Origin of the sequence: Yoonia rosea (assembly GCF_900156505.1) — a bacterium.
Lineage (GTDB): Bacteria > Pseudomonadota > Alphaproteobacteria > Rhodobacterales > Rhodobacteraceae > Yoonia > Yoonia rosea.
The window spans coordinates 186,469-204,238 of the sequence record NZ_FTPR01000004.1 but is presented as its reverse complement, the minus strand read 5'-3'; the positions used below and the strand labels follow the sequence as shown (position 1 = coordinate 204,238).

Annotated in this window: 18 protein-coding genes; 10 read left to right on the top strand and 8 right to left on the bottom strand. The window is 58.5% G+C overall.

Annotated features, from left to right (window positions below):
* Positions 1-209: 209 nt before the first annotated feature.
* Positions 210-788 carry a nitroreductase family protein gene (locus tag B0B09_RS17195; RefSeq protein ID WP_076661111.1) on the top strand — a complete coding sequence of 193 codons (579 nt, stop codon included), beginning with the start codon at positions 210-212 and terminating at the stop codon, positions 786-788.
* Positions 785-1,474, top strand: coding sequence for an EI24 domain-containing protein (locus B0B09_RS17190; RefSeq protein WP_076661110.1), 690 nt, complete (start codon positions 785-787; stop codon positions 1,472-1,474). The genes B0B09_RS17195 and B0B09_RS17190 overlap by 4 nt, the downstream gene beginning before the upstream one ends.
* Here the strand turns inward: B0B09_RS17190 and B0B09_RS17185 are convergent.
* Positions 1,461-1,748 (bottom strand): DUF1467 family protein, encoded by a 288-nt coding sequence (locus B0B09_RS17185; RefSeq protein WP_076661109.1) that lies wholly within the window; start codon positions 1,746-1,748, stop codon positions 1,461-1,463. The two genes, B0B09_RS17190 and B0B09_RS17185, sit on opposite strands and share 14 nt — an antisense overlap.
* Before the next feature lie 64 nt (positions 1,749-1,812).
* Entirely contained in the window at positions 1,813-2,217 is a 405-nt protein-coding gene (gene mce / locus B0B09_RS17180) for a methylmalonyl-CoA epimerase (protein WP_055296042.1), read from the bottom strand.
* 125 nt (positions 2,218-2,342) lie between these two features.
* Between mce and B0B09_RS17175 the strand changes: the two genes are divergently transcribed.
* Positions 2,343-3,056, top strand: a complete 714-nt coding sequence (locus tag B0B09_RS17175) for a response regulator (RefSeq protein ID WP_076661108.1) — start codon at positions 2,343-2,345, stop codon at positions 3,054-3,056.
* A gap of 10 nt (positions 3,057-3,066) precedes the next feature.
* Here B0B09_RS17175 and aspS read toward each other — a convergent pair whose 3' ends face one another.
* From aspS to B0B09_RS17160, 3 genes are all read right to left on the bottom strand, one after another.
* Positions 3,067-4,920: an aspartate--tRNA ligase gene (gene aspS, locus B0B09_RS17170; RefSeq protein WP_076661107.1), complete on the bottom strand. Its 1,854-nt coding sequence runs from the start codon at positions 4,918-4,920 to the stop codon at positions 3,067-3,069.
* Between the two features lie 164 nt (positions 4,921-5,084).
* Positions 5,085-5,597 (bottom strand): bacteriochlorophyll 4-vinyl reductase, encoded by a 513-nt coding sequence (bchJ, locus tag B0B09_RS17165; RefSeq protein WP_207552174.1) that lies wholly within the window; start codon positions 5,595-5,597, stop codon positions 5,085-5,087.
* Positions 5,563-6,033 carry a cobalamin-dependent protein gene (locus tag B0B09_RS17160; protein WP_076661106.1) on the bottom strand — a complete coding sequence of 157 codons (471 nt, stop codon included), beginning with the start codon at positions 6,031-6,033 and terminating at the stop codon, positions 5,563-5,565. The genes bchJ and B0B09_RS17160 overlap by 35 nt, the downstream gene beginning before the upstream one ends.
* Before the next feature lie 89 nt (positions 6,034-6,122).
* Between B0B09_RS17160 and carB the strand changes: the two genes are divergently transcribed.
* The 3 genes from carB to B0B09_RS17145 all read left to right on the top strand — a co-directional run bounded on the left by carB (position 6,123) and on the right by B0B09_RS17145 (position 10,775).
* Positions 6,123-9,452, top strand: coding sequence for a carbamoyl-phosphate synthase large subunit (carB, locus tag B0B09_RS17155; RefSeq protein WP_076661105.1), 3,330 nt, complete (start codon positions 6,123-6,125; stop codon positions 9,450-9,452).
* Positions 9,453-9,735: 283 nt separating this feature from the next.
* A complete protein-coding gene (locus B0B09_RS17150) occupies positions 9,736-10,122 on the top strand; it encodes a hypothetical protein (protein WP_131825042.1) in 387 nt (128 codons plus the stop codon).
* A gap of 8 nt (positions 10,123-10,130) precedes the next feature.
* Complete coding sequence (locus tag B0B09_RS17145; RefSeq protein WP_076661103.1) at positions 10,131-10,775, top strand: TIR domain-containing protein; 645 nt, start codon at positions 10,131-10,133, stop codon at positions 10,773-10,775.
* Positions 10,776-10,782: 7 nt separating this feature from the next.
* Here B0B09_RS17145 and B0B09_RS17640 read toward each other — a convergent pair whose 3' ends face one another.
* Positions 10,783-11,226 (bottom strand): BrnA antitoxin family protein, encoded by a 444-nt coding sequence (locus B0B09_RS17640; RefSeq protein ID WP_207552173.1) that lies wholly within the window; start codon positions 11,224-11,226, stop codon positions 10,783-10,785.
* A 169-nt stretch (positions 11,227-11,395) separates the two neighbouring features.
* Between B0B09_RS17640 and B0B09_RS17135 the strand changes: the two genes are divergently transcribed.
* Complete coding sequence (locus B0B09_RS17135) at positions 11,396-12,514, top strand: beta-ketoacyl-ACP synthase III (RefSeq protein ID WP_076661102.1); 1,119 nt, start codon at positions 11,396-11,398, stop codon at positions 12,512-12,514.
* A 118-nt stretch (positions 12,515-12,632) separates the two neighbouring features.
* Here the strand turns inward: B0B09_RS17135 and B0B09_RS17130 are convergent, their stop codons facing one another.
* Positions 12,633-13,082, bottom strand: coding sequence for a hypothetical protein (locus B0B09_RS17130; RefSeq protein ID WP_055296049.1), 450 nt, complete (start codon positions 13,080-13,082; stop codon positions 12,633-12,635).
* 267 nt (positions 13,083-13,349) lie between these two features.
* Between B0B09_RS17130 and B0B09_RS17125 the strand changes: the two genes are divergently transcribed.
* Complete coding sequence (locus B0B09_RS17125) at positions 13,350-13,949, top strand: thymidine kinase (protein WP_076661101.1); 600 nt, start codon at positions 13,350-13,352, stop codon at positions 13,947-13,949.
* A 46-nt stretch (positions 13,950-13,995) separates the two neighbouring features.
* Here B0B09_RS17125 and B0B09_RS17120 read toward each other — a convergent pair whose 3' ends face one another.
* Complete coding sequence (locus B0B09_RS17120; RefSeq protein ID WP_076661100.1) at positions 13,996-16,188, bottom strand: primosomal protein N'; 2,193 nt, start codon at positions 16,186-16,188, stop codon at positions 13,996-13,998.
* 83 nt (positions 16,189-16,271) lie between these two features.
* Here B0B09_RS17120 and fsa point away from each other — a divergent pair, with 83 nt between their 5' ends.
* Both fsa and B0B09_RS17110 read left to right on the top strand, forming a co-directional pair.
* A complete protein-coding gene (gene fsa / locus B0B09_RS17115) occupies positions 16,272-16,925 on the top strand; it encodes a fructose-6-phosphate aldolase (protein WP_076661187.1) in 654 nt (217 codons plus the stop codon).
* A 148-nt stretch (positions 16,926-17,073) separates the two neighbouring features.
* Positions 17,074-17,769, top strand: coding sequence for a DUF484 family protein (locus tag B0B09_RS17110; RefSeq protein ID WP_055296052.1), 696 nt, complete (start codon positions 17,074-17,076; stop codon positions 17,767-17,769).
* Position 17,770 lies beyond the last annotated feature (1 nt).

Sequence of the window (17,770 nt, the reverse complement as noted above, 5' to 3'; positions counted from 1 at the left end):
CAAGATGCAGCATTTGTCAAAGTGGGCTCAAAGCCACCATTCCCTGCGATTTGCGTCAAGGTCCGGTCTGCCGGATTGGATCCGTTCGGACCGCAAGCCACAAAGCCATCCGATGTCTGAAGCCTGCGAATTTCTTTCAACACCCGCCCCCTGTTGCCACGCGGCCCCTGCCTTCATATCTGTAGCGCACAGATAACACAGGAAGACCTATGCCAGACCGCAACCAAGCCGCCCTCGAATTTCTTCTCACCCGCAGGTCGCGCCCGGCCAAGACGCTGACAACGCCGGTGCCGGACCGTGCCACGCTGGAAACCCTGCTGACGGCCGCCGCACGCACGCCCGATCATGGCAAGCTGGAACCTTGGCGTTTCATCGTCCTGTCAAAACCTGCCCTTGCGCGGCTGGCCGCATTGGTGCCGGACCGCGGCACGGCGCTTGGCATCGACCCCGAAAAAATCACCAAGGCACACGACCAGTTCGCCAAGGCCGACCTTGCCGTCGCCGTGATCTGCAGCCCCAAACCAAGCGAGAAAATCCCCCAAATCGAACAGGTCTATTCCGCAGGTGCCGTCTGCCTCGCGCTGGTCAACGCGGGCCTTGCGGCAGGTTGGGGTGCGAACTGGCTCTCGGGCTGGGCGAGCCATGATGAAACCTTCGTCACCGAAGGCCTCGGGCTTGCGCCCCATGAAACCGTGGCCGGTTTCATCCACCTCGGCACAGAAACCAGCGCACCGCCGGAACGCCCCCGCCCCGACCTCGCGGCGATCACCACCTGGGCCGATACATGATCCTTGCGTCTTTTCTCAAGGCCATCGCCCAACTGCCCGACCCCCGCTTTCGCAGCGTGCTGTGGCGCGGGATCGGCCTGACGATTGCTTTGCTGGTGGGCCTTTACGCGGGGCTTCTGTGGCTGATTGAATGGCTGACCGCAACCCCGATCACCCTGCCCGGCGTTGGCGAAGTCACATGGATCGGCGATCTGCTCAGCTGGGGGTCGCTCGGGCTGATCATCGTGATGTCGATCTTCCTGATGGTGCCGGTGGCTTCTGCCATCACGTCACTCTTTCTGGACGAGGTCGCGCAGGCGGTCGAGGACAAGCATTTCCCCACACTTCCCGCGGTCCCCCATGTCACCTTCTGGGACGGGCTGCGCGACAGCGTGAATTTTATGGGTGTGCTGATCGTGGCAAACCTCTTTGCCTTTATCCTCTACGGGCTCTTTCCCTTTGCCGCGCTCTTTATCTTCTATGCGCTGAACGGGTTCCTTTTGGGCCGCGAATATTTCACGCTGGCCGCCATGCGCCGCGTGGGACGGGTCCGCGCCAAAGCGTTGCGCAAGGAACACCAAGCGAAAATCTGGCTCGCAGGCTGCCTGATGGCTGTCCCACTGTCATTTCCGCTGATCAATCTGGTGATCCCGATTTTGGGTGCCGCAACCTTCACCCACCTCTATCACGCCGTTAGTCGCGACTGACCTCGGGGGTCGACATCCGCTCGAACCAGTCGATATCGCGAACCGACACAGCACCCGACAGGATCGTGCCTGCGATGACAATCCAGATCGGCACGGCCCACATCGTGGTCAACCGCGCCTTGCGTTTGAAGCTGAAATTCGCAGGCGACGAGGCATGGGTGCCGGGTACGATCTCGCCTGCCTCGCCTTGGGTTTCAAGACGCAGCGGCAGGACGATAAAGAAAACAACCGTCCAAATGACTGCAAGCAAAACAAGACCGGATACGGGACCCAAAACGATATTCCTTATGTAGCGTGGCTGTCCTTCAGATACGCCGTTTGCGCGTCAGGACAAGGGGCTAAACCTGCTCAAGCTCGATCAGACAGCCATTGAAGTCCTTGGGATGCAAAAACAATACCGGCTTCCCGTGCGCCCCGATCTTGGGTTCACCGCCACCCAGCACGCGTGCACCTTCGGCCAGCAGGTGATCACGGGCCGCAAGAATATCGTCGACCTCATAGCAGACATGATGAATGCCGCCCGAGGGGTTCTTGTCGAGAAAACCCTGTATCGGAGAGCCTTCACCAAGCGGATAAAGCAACTCGATCTTGGTATTGGGCAGAGTGATGAAAACGACTGTCACACCATGGTCCGGCTCATCCTGCGGCGTACCCACGTCGGCCCCCAGCATGGTGCGGTACTGCGCGCTTGCGGCCTCCAGATCAGGCACGGCAATTGCAACATGGTTCAGACGGCCAATCATGCGGGTATCTCCTCTTTTCCACTTTATGGCCTGCGCATACGGCGGGTGCAACGGGCGATGCGGTTAATCACCTCTTCACCTTGTGCTGCTTTGAATGAGGGAGCTGCAACGAAGGGAAGAATCAGATGGCAACGCTTGATGAACTGATGTTTACCCGTGCGCCCACCGCACGCCGCCCACTGCTGGGGCTGACCGTTCTTGTGGTCGAAGACAGCCGCTTCGCAAGCGAGGCGATCCGCCTGATGTGCCTGCGCTCGGGGGCGCGGCTCCGGCGGGCTGACAGTCTGGAAAATGCGCGGCGTCATCTGGCGATATACCGGCCAAATGTTCTCTTGGTCGATGTGGGCCTGCCCGATGGGTCGGGGCTGTCACTGCTGCGGATGCTGGCCGCGGCAACCCCGCGGATCGAGGTGCTTTTGGGGATGAGCGGGGATGATCACGCGCGTGATGTGATCGCCGCAGGTGCCGACGGCTTTGTCGCCAAACCGGTTGACAGCCTGCTGGGATTTCAAACCGCCATTCTGGAGAACCTGCCAAAGGAACGGCAACCAACTACACCCCGCGCCGTATCCGACGAAACAATCCGGCCCGATCTGGTCGCCTATCGGGACGACCTGCACCATATCGCGCAGGTGCTTGACGACACGGACGAAGATGACGCACTGGACTATGTCACACAGTTTCTTGGCGGCGTGGCACGCAGCGCCAAGGATCATGACCTTGACGCCGCTGTCGCAAACCTGATCCGCCTGCGACGCGCCGGCCAGAACGCGGGGCCCGGCGTCATCGCCCTGTCACAGCTGGTGCAGACACGGCTCGCCGCAGCCGGGCCGCTCTAACGACAGCCGCCTAGCTTTCTGGCGGCAGAACGCGCAGACGCAATTCGCGCAGCTGCTCGTTCTGTGGCTCGCTTGGCGCGCCCATCATCAGGTCTTCCGCGCGCTGGTTCATCGGGAACATGATGACCTCACGGATGTTCGACGCGTTCGCCAGCAACATCACGATCCGGTCGATCCCCGCCGCACAGCCGCCGTGGGGCGGGGCGCCATATTGGAACGCATTGACCATGCCGCCAAAGCGCTTCTCGACTTCGTCCTTGCCATATCCGGCCAATTCAAACGCCTTGAACATAATCTCGGGACGGTGGTTCCGGATCGCACCGGACACCAGCTCATACCCGTTACAGGCCAGATCATACTGGTATCCGAGCACCTTGAGCGGATCGCCCTCGAGCGCCTCCATCCCGCCTTGCGGCATCGAGAAAGGGTTGTGTTCAAAATCAATCTTGCCGGTCTCTTCATCCTGCTCGTAGATCGGGAAATCCACGATCCATGCAAAAGCAAAGCGGTCCTGATCCGTCAGGCCCAGCTCATCACCGATAACGGTGCGCGCCTTACCGGCCACACCTTCAAACGCCTTCGGCTTGCCACCAAGGAAAAACGCCGCATCGCCCAGACCCAGACCAAGCTGCTGGCGGATCGCTTCCGTACGCTCGGGCCCGATATTCTTGGCCAATGGTCCCGCCGCTTCCATGCCGCCTTCCACTTCACCGGATTTCAGTTTGGCCTGCGCCTCTTTCACCGAAATACCCAGCTCTTGGGCCACCGCATCGGCGGTCTTTTCGCGCCAGAAGATATAGCCCATTCCGGGCAAACCCTCTTTCTGGGCAAAGGCATTCATGCGATCACAGAATTTGCGCGATCCACCGGTCGGTGCAGGGATTGCGCGCACTTCGGTGCCCTCTTGCTCCAACAACTTGGCGAAAATCGCAAAGCCGGACCCTGCAAAATGCTCGGACACGACCTGCATCTTGATCGGGTTGCGCAAGTCCGGCTTGTCGGTGCCATACCATAGGGCCGCATCGCGATAGCTGATCTGCTCCCATGTCTGGTCAACCTTCCGGCCGCCGCCGAACTCTTCAAAAATTCCCGTCAGCACAGGCTGAATTGTGTCAAACACATCCTGCTGCTCGACAAAGGACATCTCCAGATCCAGCTGGTAGAAATCCGTGGGCGACCGGTCGGCACGCGGGTCTTCATCACGGAAGCACGGGGCAATCTGGAAATACTTGTCATAGCCCGACACCATGATCAGCTGCTTGAACTGCTGTGGGGCCTGCGGCAGCGCGTAAAACTTGCCCGGATGCAGGCGGGACGGCACCAGAAAATCGCGCGCACCCTCGGGGGACGATGCAGTGATGATCGGCGTCTGGTACTCGCGGAACCCGCTATCCCACATCCGGCGCCGCATTGACGCCACAACGTCGGACCGCAGTTTCATGTTGTGCTGCATCGCCTCGCGGCGCAGGTCCAGATAACGGTACTTCAAACGGGTCTCTTCAGGATACTCCTGATCACCAAACACCATCAGCGGCAATTCCTTGGCCGCACCCAGCACCTCAATCGCGCGGATGAACACCTCGACCTCACCGGTGGGCAGTTTGGGGTTCACCAGCTCGGGATCACGCGCCTTTACCTCGCCGTCAATGCGAATGCACCATTCCGAACGCACCTTTTCCACGTCGGCAAAAGCCGCCGAATCCGGATCACAAAGCACCTGCGTAATGCCATAGTGATCACGCAGGTCGATAAACAGGATGCCCCCGTGGTCGCGCACACGATTGACCCAGCCCGACAGGCGGACAGTTTCCCCGACATTAGCGGCGGTCAGATCGGCACAGGTATGGCTGCGATAGGCGTGCATGGGTCAATTCCTCAAGGCATTAGGACGGTGCGGTTGGTCGGCCCGATACACCCCTTTGCCCGGATGAAGTCAACCGTTCCTCATCATCTTGCAAGAAAAACTCCCACCGGAGGCACCAAAATGCGCAGAATTTTGGTATCAAGGTGCCTGACCCTAGCCCCGGTTCAGAACAAACCGGCACGCAGGTGCACCCGTCGCACAACAGCTTTCCTCGACACAGCGCAGACGTTGGTCCACCAAGCTGCGAAAAGCGTCTCAAAGACCGCAGCATGCCAATGGCACAGCGGCGTCTTGCTGACTTCCCCGCGCACGATGGGGTTGTCCCTGATCTCGAAAACCAAAGGCCCCGTGATTGCAGATTCACCCGACCCCGCAAAGGTCCATGCATGTTGCGCAATCGCCTTTGACAGGATCGGCCCGTTCAGCGCAGCGGGCAGAACCCGCAACAACAGCTGTGCAGGTTTCGGAATGCGGCGCGCCATAATATAGCGCGCCGTCCGCTCTCCGGCAGCCCATGCCAGCGACGGGGCCATTTCGGGTTTGATCGCGCGCAAGGCCTGATGCATGCGCGCGGCGGGCCCCTCTGGCATCATTCCCTCATCGCTTGGCGGCGCAAACACCCCTGCAGCGGCCATCACCTGATCACGCAAAGGCACGCCACCCGCGCGTTCCAGCACGGGCAACAGTTGCAGGGGTCGCTACAATCTCGCCCGCATCAATGAACGCAAGCCCCTTGATCTTCCGCTTGTCGGCGGGCCAGCGGCCATCGCGCACCGCAGACATCAACGCGGTCACGATCTCCTCGCCCTCACCCCGCACGATCACATCGACCCAAGGCGCCTCGGAGAGCACTTGCTTATACATAAACGTCGCATGAACCCCGCCCAAGACATGCAGGGCACCTGGCGCATGCTCTTGTGCGATGCGCGGTACCTCTTCGGCCTTGTAGATCGACGGCGTGATGGCGGTGACCCCGACAACACCGGGCTGCAAGGCCGCAATTTTCTCGGCAAGAACCTCATCACTGTAATCATTTGTCATCGCGTCGATGCAATGGATATCATCAAACCCGACACGGCGGAGCGATACGGCCCGCTCCGCAATCCGGCGCATCAAATCGGCGACAAATTTGAACTGCCTCTTGCACACCGCGTCGCCATCCCTATAACCCACGACAATTTGCACATTCAGGGGGCACTGCCATGCCAAAGCGTACCGACATCCAGTCGATCATGATCATCGGCGCGGGCCCTATTATCATTGGACAGGCCTGCGAGTTCGACTACTCGGGCGCTCAGGCCTGCAAGGCCCTGCGCGAAGAGGGCTACCGCGTCATTCTGGTTAACTCCAACCCCGCCACCATCATGACCGATCCGGGGCTGGCGGATGCCACCTATATCGAACCGATCACCCCCGAAGTTGTCGCCAAAATCATCGAAAAAGAACGCCCCGACGCACTCTTGCCGACGATGGGCGGGCAGACCGGCCTGAACACATCGCTGGCGCTGGCCGACATGGGCGTGCTGGAAAAATTCGGCGTCGAGATGATCGGCGCGAAACGCGAAGCCATTGAAATGGCCGAAGATCGCAAACTTTTTCGCGAAGCCATGGACCGCCTTGGCATCGAAAACCCCAAGGCAACCATCATCACCGCCCCCGAAGTCAACGGCAAACGCGACATCAAGGCGGGCCTGCAACTGGCCATTGACGCGATCGAATATGTCGGCCTGCCCGCGATCATCCGCCCCGCCTTTACCCTTGGCGGCACAGGCGGCGGCGTGGCCTATAACCGCGAAGATTACGAATACTATTGCCGCACAGGGATGGAGGCCTCTCCTGTCGGCCAGATCCTTGTCGACGAGAGCCTGCTGGGCTGGAAAGAATTCGAGATGGAGGTTGTGCGCGACAAGGCCGACAATGCGATCATCGTCTGCGCCATCGAAAACGTCGACCCCATGGGCGTGCACACCGGCGATTCGATCACCGTCGCACCCGCGCTGACGCTGACCGACAAAGAATACCAGATCATGCGGACCCACAGCATTAACGTGCTGCGCGAAATCGGCGTCGAAACAGGCGGCTCCAATGTGCAGTGGGCGGTCAACCCGTCAGACGGGCGCATGGTGGTCATCGAAATGAACCCCCGCGTGTCGCGGTCTTCCGCGCTGGCCTCCAAGGCCACGGGTTTCCCGATCGCCAAGATCGCAGCCAAACTGGCGGTCGGCTATACGCTCGACGAACTCGACAACGACATCACCGGCGTGACCCCTGCATCGTTCGAGCCGACAATCGACTATGTCGTCACCAAGATCCCGCGCTTTGCCTTTGAAAAATTCGCAGGCTCCGAACCCCACCTGACAACGGCGATGAAATCCGTGGGCGAGGCGATGGCCATCGGCCGCACCTTTCACGAGAGCATGCAAAAGGCGCTGGCCTCGATGGAAACCGGCCTGACGGGTTTTGACGAAATCGACATCCCCGGCGCACCGGATGCCGCCGCGATCACCAAAGCGCTGGCCAAACAAACCCCCGACCGCATCCGCGTAATTGCCCAAGCCATGCGCCACGGCCTGTCTGACGACGATATCCATGCCGTCACCAAATTCGACCCGTGGTTCCTTGCGCGCATCCGCGAAATCATGGACGCCGAGGCCGAAATCCGCAAAAACGGCCTGCCCGTCACCGAAGACGGCCTGCGCGCAGTCAAGATGCTTGGCTTCACCGACGCCCGCCTTGGCAAGCTGACCGGCCGCACCGAAGACCAGGTCCGCCGCGCACGCCGCAACCTTGGCGTCAACGCGGTCTTCAAACGCATCGACACCTGCGCCGCCGAATTCGAGGCACAAACACCCTATATGTATTCAACCTACGAAAGCCCCGTCATGGGCGAGGCCGAGTGCGAAGCCCGCCCTTCGGACCGCAAGAAAGTGGTCATTCTGGGCGGTGGCCCGAACCGCATCGGGCAGGGGATCGAGTTCGATTACTGCTGCTGTCACGCCTGTTTCGCCCTGACCGATCAGGGCTATGAAACCATCATGATCAACTGCAACCCCGAGACAGTTTCAACCGATTATGACACCTCGGACCGTTTGTATTTCGAACCGCTCACCTTTGAACACGTCATGGAAATCCTGCGCGTTGAACAGGATAACGGCACGCTGCATGGCGTGATCGTGCAATTCGGCGGGCAGACGCCGCTGAAACTCGCCAATGCGCTCAATGATGCAGGCATTCCGATCCTCGGCACGACGCCTGACAGCATTGATCTGGCCGAAGACCGCGAGCGTTTCCAGCAGCTTGTGCAAAAGCTCGGCCTGCGCCAGCCGCACAACGGCATCGCCTCAACCGACGAAGAGGCACTCGCCATCGCCGAAGGCATCGGCTTCCCCCTCGTGATCCGCCCCTCCTTCGTGCTGGGTGGCCGCGCGATGGAAATCGTCCGCGATATGGACCACCTGCGTCGCTACATCTCTGACGCCGTCGTGGTTTCGGGCGACAGCCCTGTCCTGCTCGACAGCTACCTCTCGGGCGCTGTCGAAGTTGACGTCGACTGTCTCTCTGACGGCACCGCGACCCACGTCGCAGGCATCATGCAACACATCGAAGAGGCGGGCGTGCACTCGGGCGACAGCGCCTGTTCCCTACCCCCCTACTCGCTCTCGGACGCGATGATCGCGGAAATCCGCAGCCAGACCGAAAAACTCGCCAAGGCGCTGAACGTTGTCGGTCTTATGAACATCCAGTTCGCGATCAAAGACGAAACCGTCTACCTGATCGAGGTAAACCCCCGCGCATCCCGCACAGTGCCATTCGTGGCCAAAGCCACAGATAGCGCCATCGCCTCGATCGCCGCGCGTCTGATGGCGGGTGAGCCGCTGTCAAACTTCCCACTGCGCGAACCCTATCCGGCGTCGGAAAACCCGATGGACGTGCTGCCCATGGGCGATGCCTTCACGCTCGCCGATCCGCATACCCCGTGGTTCAGCGTGAAAGAGGCCGTCCTGCCCTTCGCCCGCTTTCCCGGAGTCGATACGATCCTCGGGCCGGAAATGCGCTCGACCGGTGAAGTCATGGGCTGGGACCGCTCCTTCCCACGCGCGTTCCTCAAGGCGCAGATGGGCGCAGGCACCAACCTGCCCACGACAGGGACCGTGTTCATCTCGATCAAGGACATGGACAAAACGGCGGATATGATCGAAGCCGGAAAAATCCTCTTGCAGCTTGGGTTCAACATCGTGGCGACACGCGGCACCGCCGCATGGCTGAGTGAAAACCAGATTGATTGCGAAATCGTCAACAAAGTCTACGAAGGCGGCCTGACCATCGTCGACCGCCTGAAAGACGGGCACATCGCACTGGTCTTTAACACCACCGAAGGCGCACAAGCGGTCGAAGACAGCCGCGAAATCCGCGCCGTCGCCCTCTACGACAAAATCCCCTACTTCACGACCGCCGCCGCCTCACACGCAGCCGTGCTGGCAATGCAAGCGCGTGAAGAGGGTGATGTCGGGGTCCGTAGCTTGCAGGGATAATTCCCGACGCGAAACAAAGGGCAGCGCCCGGACCTCGGGGAGAAGCGAAGCGCCCTCCCCATGGGCGAGGTCCGGGCGCTGCCCGGCCAGGCCGGGCGGGACAGCACAACTAAGAATGCGTGAAGAAGGCACATGAAACAAACACGTTCTCGGCACCGTTGGCGGACTACCTGCTGAAGGACACCAAGCCACATGACAAAATGCCCACCACTCAGGTCGAAAAACGACGTAATTCTGGGCTGAGGCGGTTGTAACAAAAATGGTCCGGCACCATATTTTAGTCATGGATGAATTTTCTACCGAGAGATATCGTCAAAGATATGAGACTTGGCGACATCTAGATAAGATAAGATACCAGACGCTCCAGCTATCAATCGCTATAGCTGGCGCTATATCACTTGTAGTTCGTGCCACTGGGATTGGATTTCCGCCATGGTTATGGGTGGTGCTTTCGATAATTTTTTTTCTGTTTTGGCAAATTTTAGCCAAAGTAAATATTGCAATCCTAAAGAACGGTGAAGCCCTGAGAAAATTTGGGGCAGAAGTCGGCGACGATATGATACCGAATACTTCGATCAGGGAAAAGTCCGTCTTTTTCTATATTGAAATCGCATTTGGTGTCGCCGGACTGTTTTTCTTTTTAGGTTTCGTTATTTCAGCATTTCTTTGAGGACCGCAATGATTAAAACATTTGTAAGCTATCACCATCTACTGGACCAACATTATAAAGATTCATTCGTTCAATGGGCAGAAGAATGGGGATTGATTAGCAATCGATCTGTCGAAGTCGGGGACATTGATGAGACTCTTCCAACCCAAACGATAAGGCGCGTCATCCGAGATGATTTCTTGATGGACACTGAAGTCACTGTGTTGCTTTGTGGCAAGGAGACACGATACCGAAAACACATCGATTGGGAACTTAAATCATCGATGATCAACGGTTCTCGAAATACGCAATCAGGAATCTTGGTAATCAACCTACCCAATAGTGGTTCAACTTCGTGGCATTCATGTTTTGGTAGTGAGGAAAAGTCTCTAATTTACCCCGATTATTCTGGCAGTTGGATAAGTATAGAGACCAAGAGTGACTACAAAACTCGTTATCCTAATATGCCAGAACGAATCCTAGAAAACTTGATTGCGCCAGACGTCAAGATTCCAATTGTTCCCTGGGAAAATGTATACGGCTATCCTGATCGACTCAAATTTTTGCTTTCACAATGCGCTCAAGCTGGCAAAATAAACCGCTATGACTTGAGTAGGCCAATGAGGATGAAAAACTACAATCCCCGAGAAGATGCATTCGACTTCCGGGTCTAGCTCCCCCTCACTTCCCCATCTCCTTCAAAACCCGCGCCCTCTTCTCCTCCAACTCCGCTTCCAGCTTTTGCAAGCCACCCCAGCCGGGCCGTTCCATAAGTGTCTTGTCCAGCCGTTCGGGGTGCAGCACGTAATCCGTCGTGTCCGGTCCGTCGATAATCCCCGCCAGCCGGTAGTGCATATAGGCCCGCAGCACACGGTTGATCCGCGGCTGATACCCCGGCCCCATCGCCTTGAAGAATTTCACCACATCCGCGTCCAACCGGATGGTCGCCCGCACGCGCTTGGGGTCGCGGCGGTCTTTGTCTTGCCAGATCTCGTCCCACTCGCGGGGCATGCAGCGCAGTTTCATCGCCACCGAATGCAAGTCATATTCGATCATCCGCAACGCATCGGTGGCATAGCTCCAATGGATGCGCTGGGTCTTGGTCATGTCTTTGGGGTCGGTCATGGGCCTGTCCTCCGCTGGCCTTCAAAATGCCGCCAAATGGTAAACAGCGGGATGCCCAAGCGTCCGCACAGGATGTGTACAGCCTGTGTACGCGTTGTGTACGCAGCGTTCCGGTAGACTTTATCCTCCCACACACCCTAGTCTGTCCGGAACAATCCAAGAGGCCAAAATGCACAACGTCGCCATCACAGGAACAGGGGTTTTCACCCCGTCACAGATTATTACCAATGATGAATTGGTCGCCGCGTTCAACGATTACGCGGACCTCTGGAACGCCGAGCATGCAGATGCCATCGCCGCCGGCGAGGTTGAGGCCAAACCCCATTCCTCCAGTGATTTCATCGTCGCAGCCTCCGGCATCGAGCGCCGCTATGTTCTTGATAAGTCAGGCGTTCTTGACCCCACCCGCATGTTCCCCAAGCTTGAAAAACGCCCCGACGACGCCCCCGGCTACATGGCCGAAATCGGCGTGGATGCCGCGCAAAAGGCGCTGTCTGCCGCTGGTATCGATGCCGCTGACGTCGATCTGGTAATCTGTGCTGCCTCAAATATGGAACGCGCCTACCCTGCAATTGCCGTGGAAATTCAACAGCTTCTGGGCGCGGGCGGTTTCGCCTTCGACATGAACGTCGCCTGTTCCAGCGCCACTTTCGGTATCCAGACCGCCGCTGATATGATCCGCGCAGGCTCGATCCGCCGCGCGCTGGTGATCAACCCCGAGATCTGCTCGGCCCACCTCGAATGGCGCGACCGCGACTGCCATTTTATCTTTGGCGATGTGGCCACAGCGACGCTTCTGGAACGCGACGAAGACCTCAAAGGCCCGCATTTCAAAGTTCTATCCACCCGCTGCGCCACCCAGTTCAGCAATAATATCCGCAACAATAACGGCTACTTACGCCGGACACAGGATGCCATGGAAGACAGCCGTGATATGCAGTTCATGCAAAACGGGCGCAAGGTTTTCAAAGAGGTCCTGCCGCTGGTCAGCGCCCATATTGCGGATCACATGGCCGAAGAAAACATCGCCCCCGAAGACCTGCGTCGGCTCTGGCTGCATCAGGCGAACAAAACCATGAACGACTATATCGGCAAAAAGGTTCTGGGCCGCGCCCCGACGCCAGATGAACAACCCAACATCCTGCAAGACTATGCCAACACGTCCTCAGCAGGGTCCATCATCGCGTTTTCCAAACACTCCAGCGACTTGGCCGCTGGCGATAAAGGTTTGATCTGTTCCTTCGGCGCTGGCTATTCTGTGGGTTCTGTCATTGTTGAACGCGCATAGAACCAGCATCGCCCTATGAAACGGATGATCACCACCCTGCTGCTGCTTACTCTCGCCGCCTGCGGTGTGCCGTTTGTTCCGTTGATCTAGCGGGTCACATCCGAAACGGTGATCGCCATCACGATGTCTCTTCCAGATGCAGTTTCATATCCAGTAACACCTGCTGGAGCGCTGTGGTTTCCCGCAGCATCCGCTTGGCCTCGTTAATTGTAATGACCCCGTCCGCAATGGACTGGTTATACTCTGCCATCAGCATGGCAAAACGCTGGCTTAGCTTGATAACATCGGTGTTGATTTCACCCGTGCTATTGGCGCGCTCTGTGTCGTAAGACAGGGTGACACCCTTCAGTTCGGCCAGCGCAGATGTGACGTGCGGATAGGCCGCCGCCGCTTCGAGAGCGGCCACAGCATCGACCGGCATGAAACGATCTGCGTGCTCGCTACTGTCGGAATAGTAGCGCCCCAAGGTCGCTTTGGATTTCCCTGTCAGCGCGCAGGCGGCTTCGATACCGACATCTTTGACCAAGGCTTCGGTATGTTTTTTCAAGTAGCCGCCATAACCCGCCATAGGTGTACTCCGTCTTCGTGCTGCTGCCTCTTGCGGCAGGGGAAAATCATTCCGCTATTCCCATACAACGCCAATGCCCTGTGTGACAGAAATAATTCAGTCTCTTGTTTCAGAGGCCAGTTAACGAGTTGTCGCGCTGAGTGGCGCGATATGTTTGGACCGCGGTCCGTTTCTATTGGGGTCATTTCATTCCAAAGCTTAACTAACGCCAATTTGCGTTGCGTATCGGTCTTGCCAAGCTGGCAAGACCGGCGCTAATCACCTTTCATGGCTAAGCTCTATTTCAACTATTCCACGATGAACGCGGGCAAATCGACCGTGCTCTTGCAGGCATCGCACAACTACATTGAACGCGGGATGCAAACCTATCTGCTGATCGCGCGCTTCGATGACCGCGCGGGCATCGGTCGCATTGGCAGCCGGATCGGTATCGGCGCGGATGCCGATACTTTTGGCGCCGAAGATGATCTTTTTGAAATGATCGCCGCCCGTTTGAACGCAGGTCCCTGCGCCTGTGTCTTCCTCGATGAGGCGCACTTCATGACGCCCGAGCACGTTTGGCAATTGGCGCGCGTTGTGGATGATCTCAATGTGCCAGTGATGACCTACGGCCTGCGCGTCGATTTTCGCGGCCGCCTCTTTCCAGCCTCGGCGTCGTTGCTGGCGCTGGCCGATGAAATGCGCGAGGTCCGCACAATTTGTCACTGCGGCAAGAAGGCCACGATGGTCGTCCGCCGCGACGAGGATGGGAATGTGCTTGCAGCGGGCGATCAGATCGTTGTTGGCGGGAATGAACGGTATGTCTCGCTCTGCCGCCGTCACTGGCGCGAGGAAATGGGCGACTACGCCGATCCAAATATCGACTAGTGCTTATCATCTTGCCCGAAATACTCCCGCCGGAGGCTCCGGCGCGCTAGTAAAAACTCTGCGGGTCAATATCGATCGCCATGCGCAGATTATTTGGCAAGCGGAATTGCCTGGCCCACTTTGCAAGTGCCTGCTGCAACGGTGCTGATTTCTCGGCCTTCACCAGCAACCGGACCCGATGCCGCCCGCGCACACGTGCAATCGGTGCAGGTGCTGGCCCAAAGACCTGCGCACCGATCTGGCGCAGCGGCCCATCCATCCGCGCCATCTCCGCGCCGAGATCGAAAACCTCCTGCACATTTGGGCTGCTCAGAATGATCCCCGCCATACGCCCATAAGGTGGCACGCCAGCCGCTTTGCGCTCGGACGCTTCTGCCGCCCAGAAACTTTCCTCATCGCCTGCCAGAATAGACCGGATCACCGCATGTTCCGGCTGATAGGTTTGCAACAGCGCCTCACCCGGCGTCTCGGCCCGCCCGGCGCGGCCTGCAACCTGCCGCATCAACTGAAATGTCCGCTCGGCTGCGCGCAGGTCCGACCCCTGCAATCCCAAATCCGCATCAATCACGCCCACCAGCGTCAACAGCGGAAAGTTATGCCCTTTGGCCACCAATTGCGTGCCGATGATGATATCCGTGCCACCTTGGGCGATTTCTTCGATATGCGCCTTCATCGCACGGGCCGAGCCATAAAGATCAGAAGACAGCACAGCGATCCGCGCCTCAGGGAACAGCGCCGTCACCTCCTCGCCCATCCGTTCAACACCGGGGCCGACAGCGCTCAACCGGTCTTCGGCATCGCAGCTTGGGCAATTGGTTGGCAGCGGTTTGGTTTCGCCACATTGGTGGCACATCAACCGCTTGAGGAACCGATGCTCGACCATCCGCGCATCGCAATGATCACAGCCAATCTGATGCCCGCAGGCCCGACAAAGCGTGATCGGCGCATAGCCCCGACGGTTCAGAAAAATCAGCGATTGCTCGCCTTTCTCCAGCCGCTTTTGGATCGCGCCCCGTAGGGTGGGTGAAACCCAAGTCCCCCCCGGAACATCCTCAACCCGCATATCAATCGCCGCCATCTTGGGCATCACCGCCGCCCCAAACCGCGATGTCAGTTCCAGCCGCTGGTATTTTCCCGCCTCCACATTGGCCCAACTCTCAAGGCTGGGCGTCGCCGAGGCCAAGACCACCTGCGCGCCATTGATTGCCGCGCGCAGCACCGCCATATCGCGGGCGTTATACAGCACGCCATCCTCTTGTTTATAGGATGTGTCATGTTCTTCATCGACCACGATCAGCCCGAGGTTTTGATAGGGCAGAAACAGCGCCGAGCGTGCCCCGACCACAAGCTGCGCATCGCCTTGCCCGACCATGCGCCAACAGCGGCGGCGTTCTGTCATGGTGACGCCAGAATGCCATTCGGCCGGTTTCATCCCGAAACGGGCCTCGACACGGCTGATAAACTCACCTGACAGCGCGATCTCCGGCAAAAGCACAAGCGCCTGACGGCCCATGCGCAGGCATTCCGCGACCGCCTCAAGGTAAACTTCGGTCTTACCTGATCCGGTCACCCCTTTCAGCAGGGTGGTGCCGTAAGTATCACTGCGCAACGCGGCGCGCAGCGTTTCCGCCCCTGCTGCCTGATCCGTGCTCAGCGCCTTCCCGCCATAGTCGGGATCAAGCTGCGGATAGGGCACATCGCGCGGGGCCTCTTCCTCCGAAACGGCCCCAAGCTTGACGAGGCCTTTGACCACCGACGTACCAACCCCCGCCATCTCGGCCACCTCGCTCAAGGTGAACGACAGCCCGCCATAATCGCGCAAGACGCCCAGCACCTTTTCGCGCGCATCAGTCATGCGGTCGGGGGTCTGATCACCCAGACGATAGATTTTGCGCATCGACTGCGCCTCGCCCAAACCAGGCGCACGGGTCGCAAGGCGCAGCATTGCTGTCAGTGGGGTCAGGGTGTATTCCGCGGCACGGGTCAGGAAAACGCGCATCTCATCACGCATCGGGGCAACATCCAGCACGCGAATGACCGGCCGGATTTTGGCACGGTCATAGTCACCCTTGCCCGCCCCCCACACGACACCCAGCACCTTACGCGGGCCCAAAGGCACCTCGACAAACGCACCCAGATGGCAGCCGCCTTCGGGTGCTTTGTAGTCAAGCAGGCGATCAAGCGGTTGCGCCGTCAACACGCCAACAAGATCACCTTCGTGGAAAAAGCTATCGGTCATATCCGCCTTTGAGGGTTTCCGCCGCCTTGCAGATCAGGTAAATGCTGCATCATCAAACACCAACCCTGCTTTGGAGTGAACAGATGAAGTTTTTCGTAGATACCGCCGAGATCGACCAGATTAAAGAACTCAATGACCTCGGGATGGTAGACGGGGTCACGACAAACCCCTCGCTGATCGCCAAATCGGGCCGTGACATTCTGGAAGTCACGAAAGAGATTTGTTCCATCGTGTCCGGCCCCGTCTCTGCCGAGGTTGTGGCGCTGGACGCCGACGCCATGCTGGCAGAGGGCCGCAAGCTGGCCAAGATCGCCGATAATATCGCGGTGAAAGTGCCGCTGACATGGGCGGGTCTGAAAACCTGCAAGACCCTGTCAGACGACGGGATCATGGTGAACGTCACACTGTGTTTTTCTGCCAACCAAGCGCTCTTGGCGGCCAAGGCCGGTGCGACATTCATCAGTCCCTTCATCGGGCGTCTGGATGATCTGAACCTCGATGGTCTGGAACTGATCGAGGATATCCGGACAATCTATGACAACTACGGCTTCGAGACGAACATCCTTGCCGCCTCGATCCGGTCCGCCAATCACATGAGCGAATGTGCCAAGATCGGTGCCGATGTCGCGACGGCCCCGCCGAATGTGATCAAGGCAATGGCAAACCATGTCCTGACCGACAAGGGGCTGGACGGGTTCATGGCGGATGTCGCCAAGGCCGGTATCAAAATTCTCTAAAGATGCGTCAGGTAAGGTGGATCTTGATCCACCTTACTTTCGGCACACTAGGGCAAAAGTGCCACGCCCTGTGACTTGAACGCAAAAACCCTGCGACAAGCCCCCCAACCCTCTGCTAGATTGACAAAAAACAAAGCAGAGCAGGCTCATGAATAAAACACTGATGGCCGATGACCTTCGCGAGAAGATTATCGCAAACCCCGATGTTCTTTTGGACGATGCGGATGTGATGCGCGCCCTCGTGGGGGCGAACGCAGACCAGAATGCCGGCAATATTGTCGATCTCCGTTCGGTCGCCATGGAACGGCTCGAGGCACGTTTCGACCGCCTTGAAGACACCCACCGCAGTGTTATCGCGGCCGCCTATGACAATCTTGCGGGCACCAATCAAATTCACCGCGCGATCCTGCGGATGCTGGATGCAAGCACCTTTGAACGCTTCCTTGCGGATCTTTCCGGCGAAGTCGCGGATATCCTGCGCGTTGATGCGGTCCGCCTTGTGCTGGAAAGCAACCTGCAAGACACGCAACGCGCCACAGGCGACGCTATAGCAATCATGCCCGAAGGCTATGTCGACGGGTATATCACCCTTGGCCGCAACATGCCTGCCCGCCAGATCACCCTGCGTGAATTCCATAAAGTGGGTGGAAGCCTCTATGGTGCGCGCGCAGAATACATCAAATCCGAGGCCTGCCTGAAGGTTGATCTCGGCCCCGACCGCCTGCCCGCCATGCTGGTCATGGGCAGTGAAGACCCGCAGCAATTTACACCGCAACAGGGCACCGACCTGCTGACCTTCTTTGTTGGAGTCTTTGAACGGGTCGTGCGCCGCTGGCTGGCCTGAT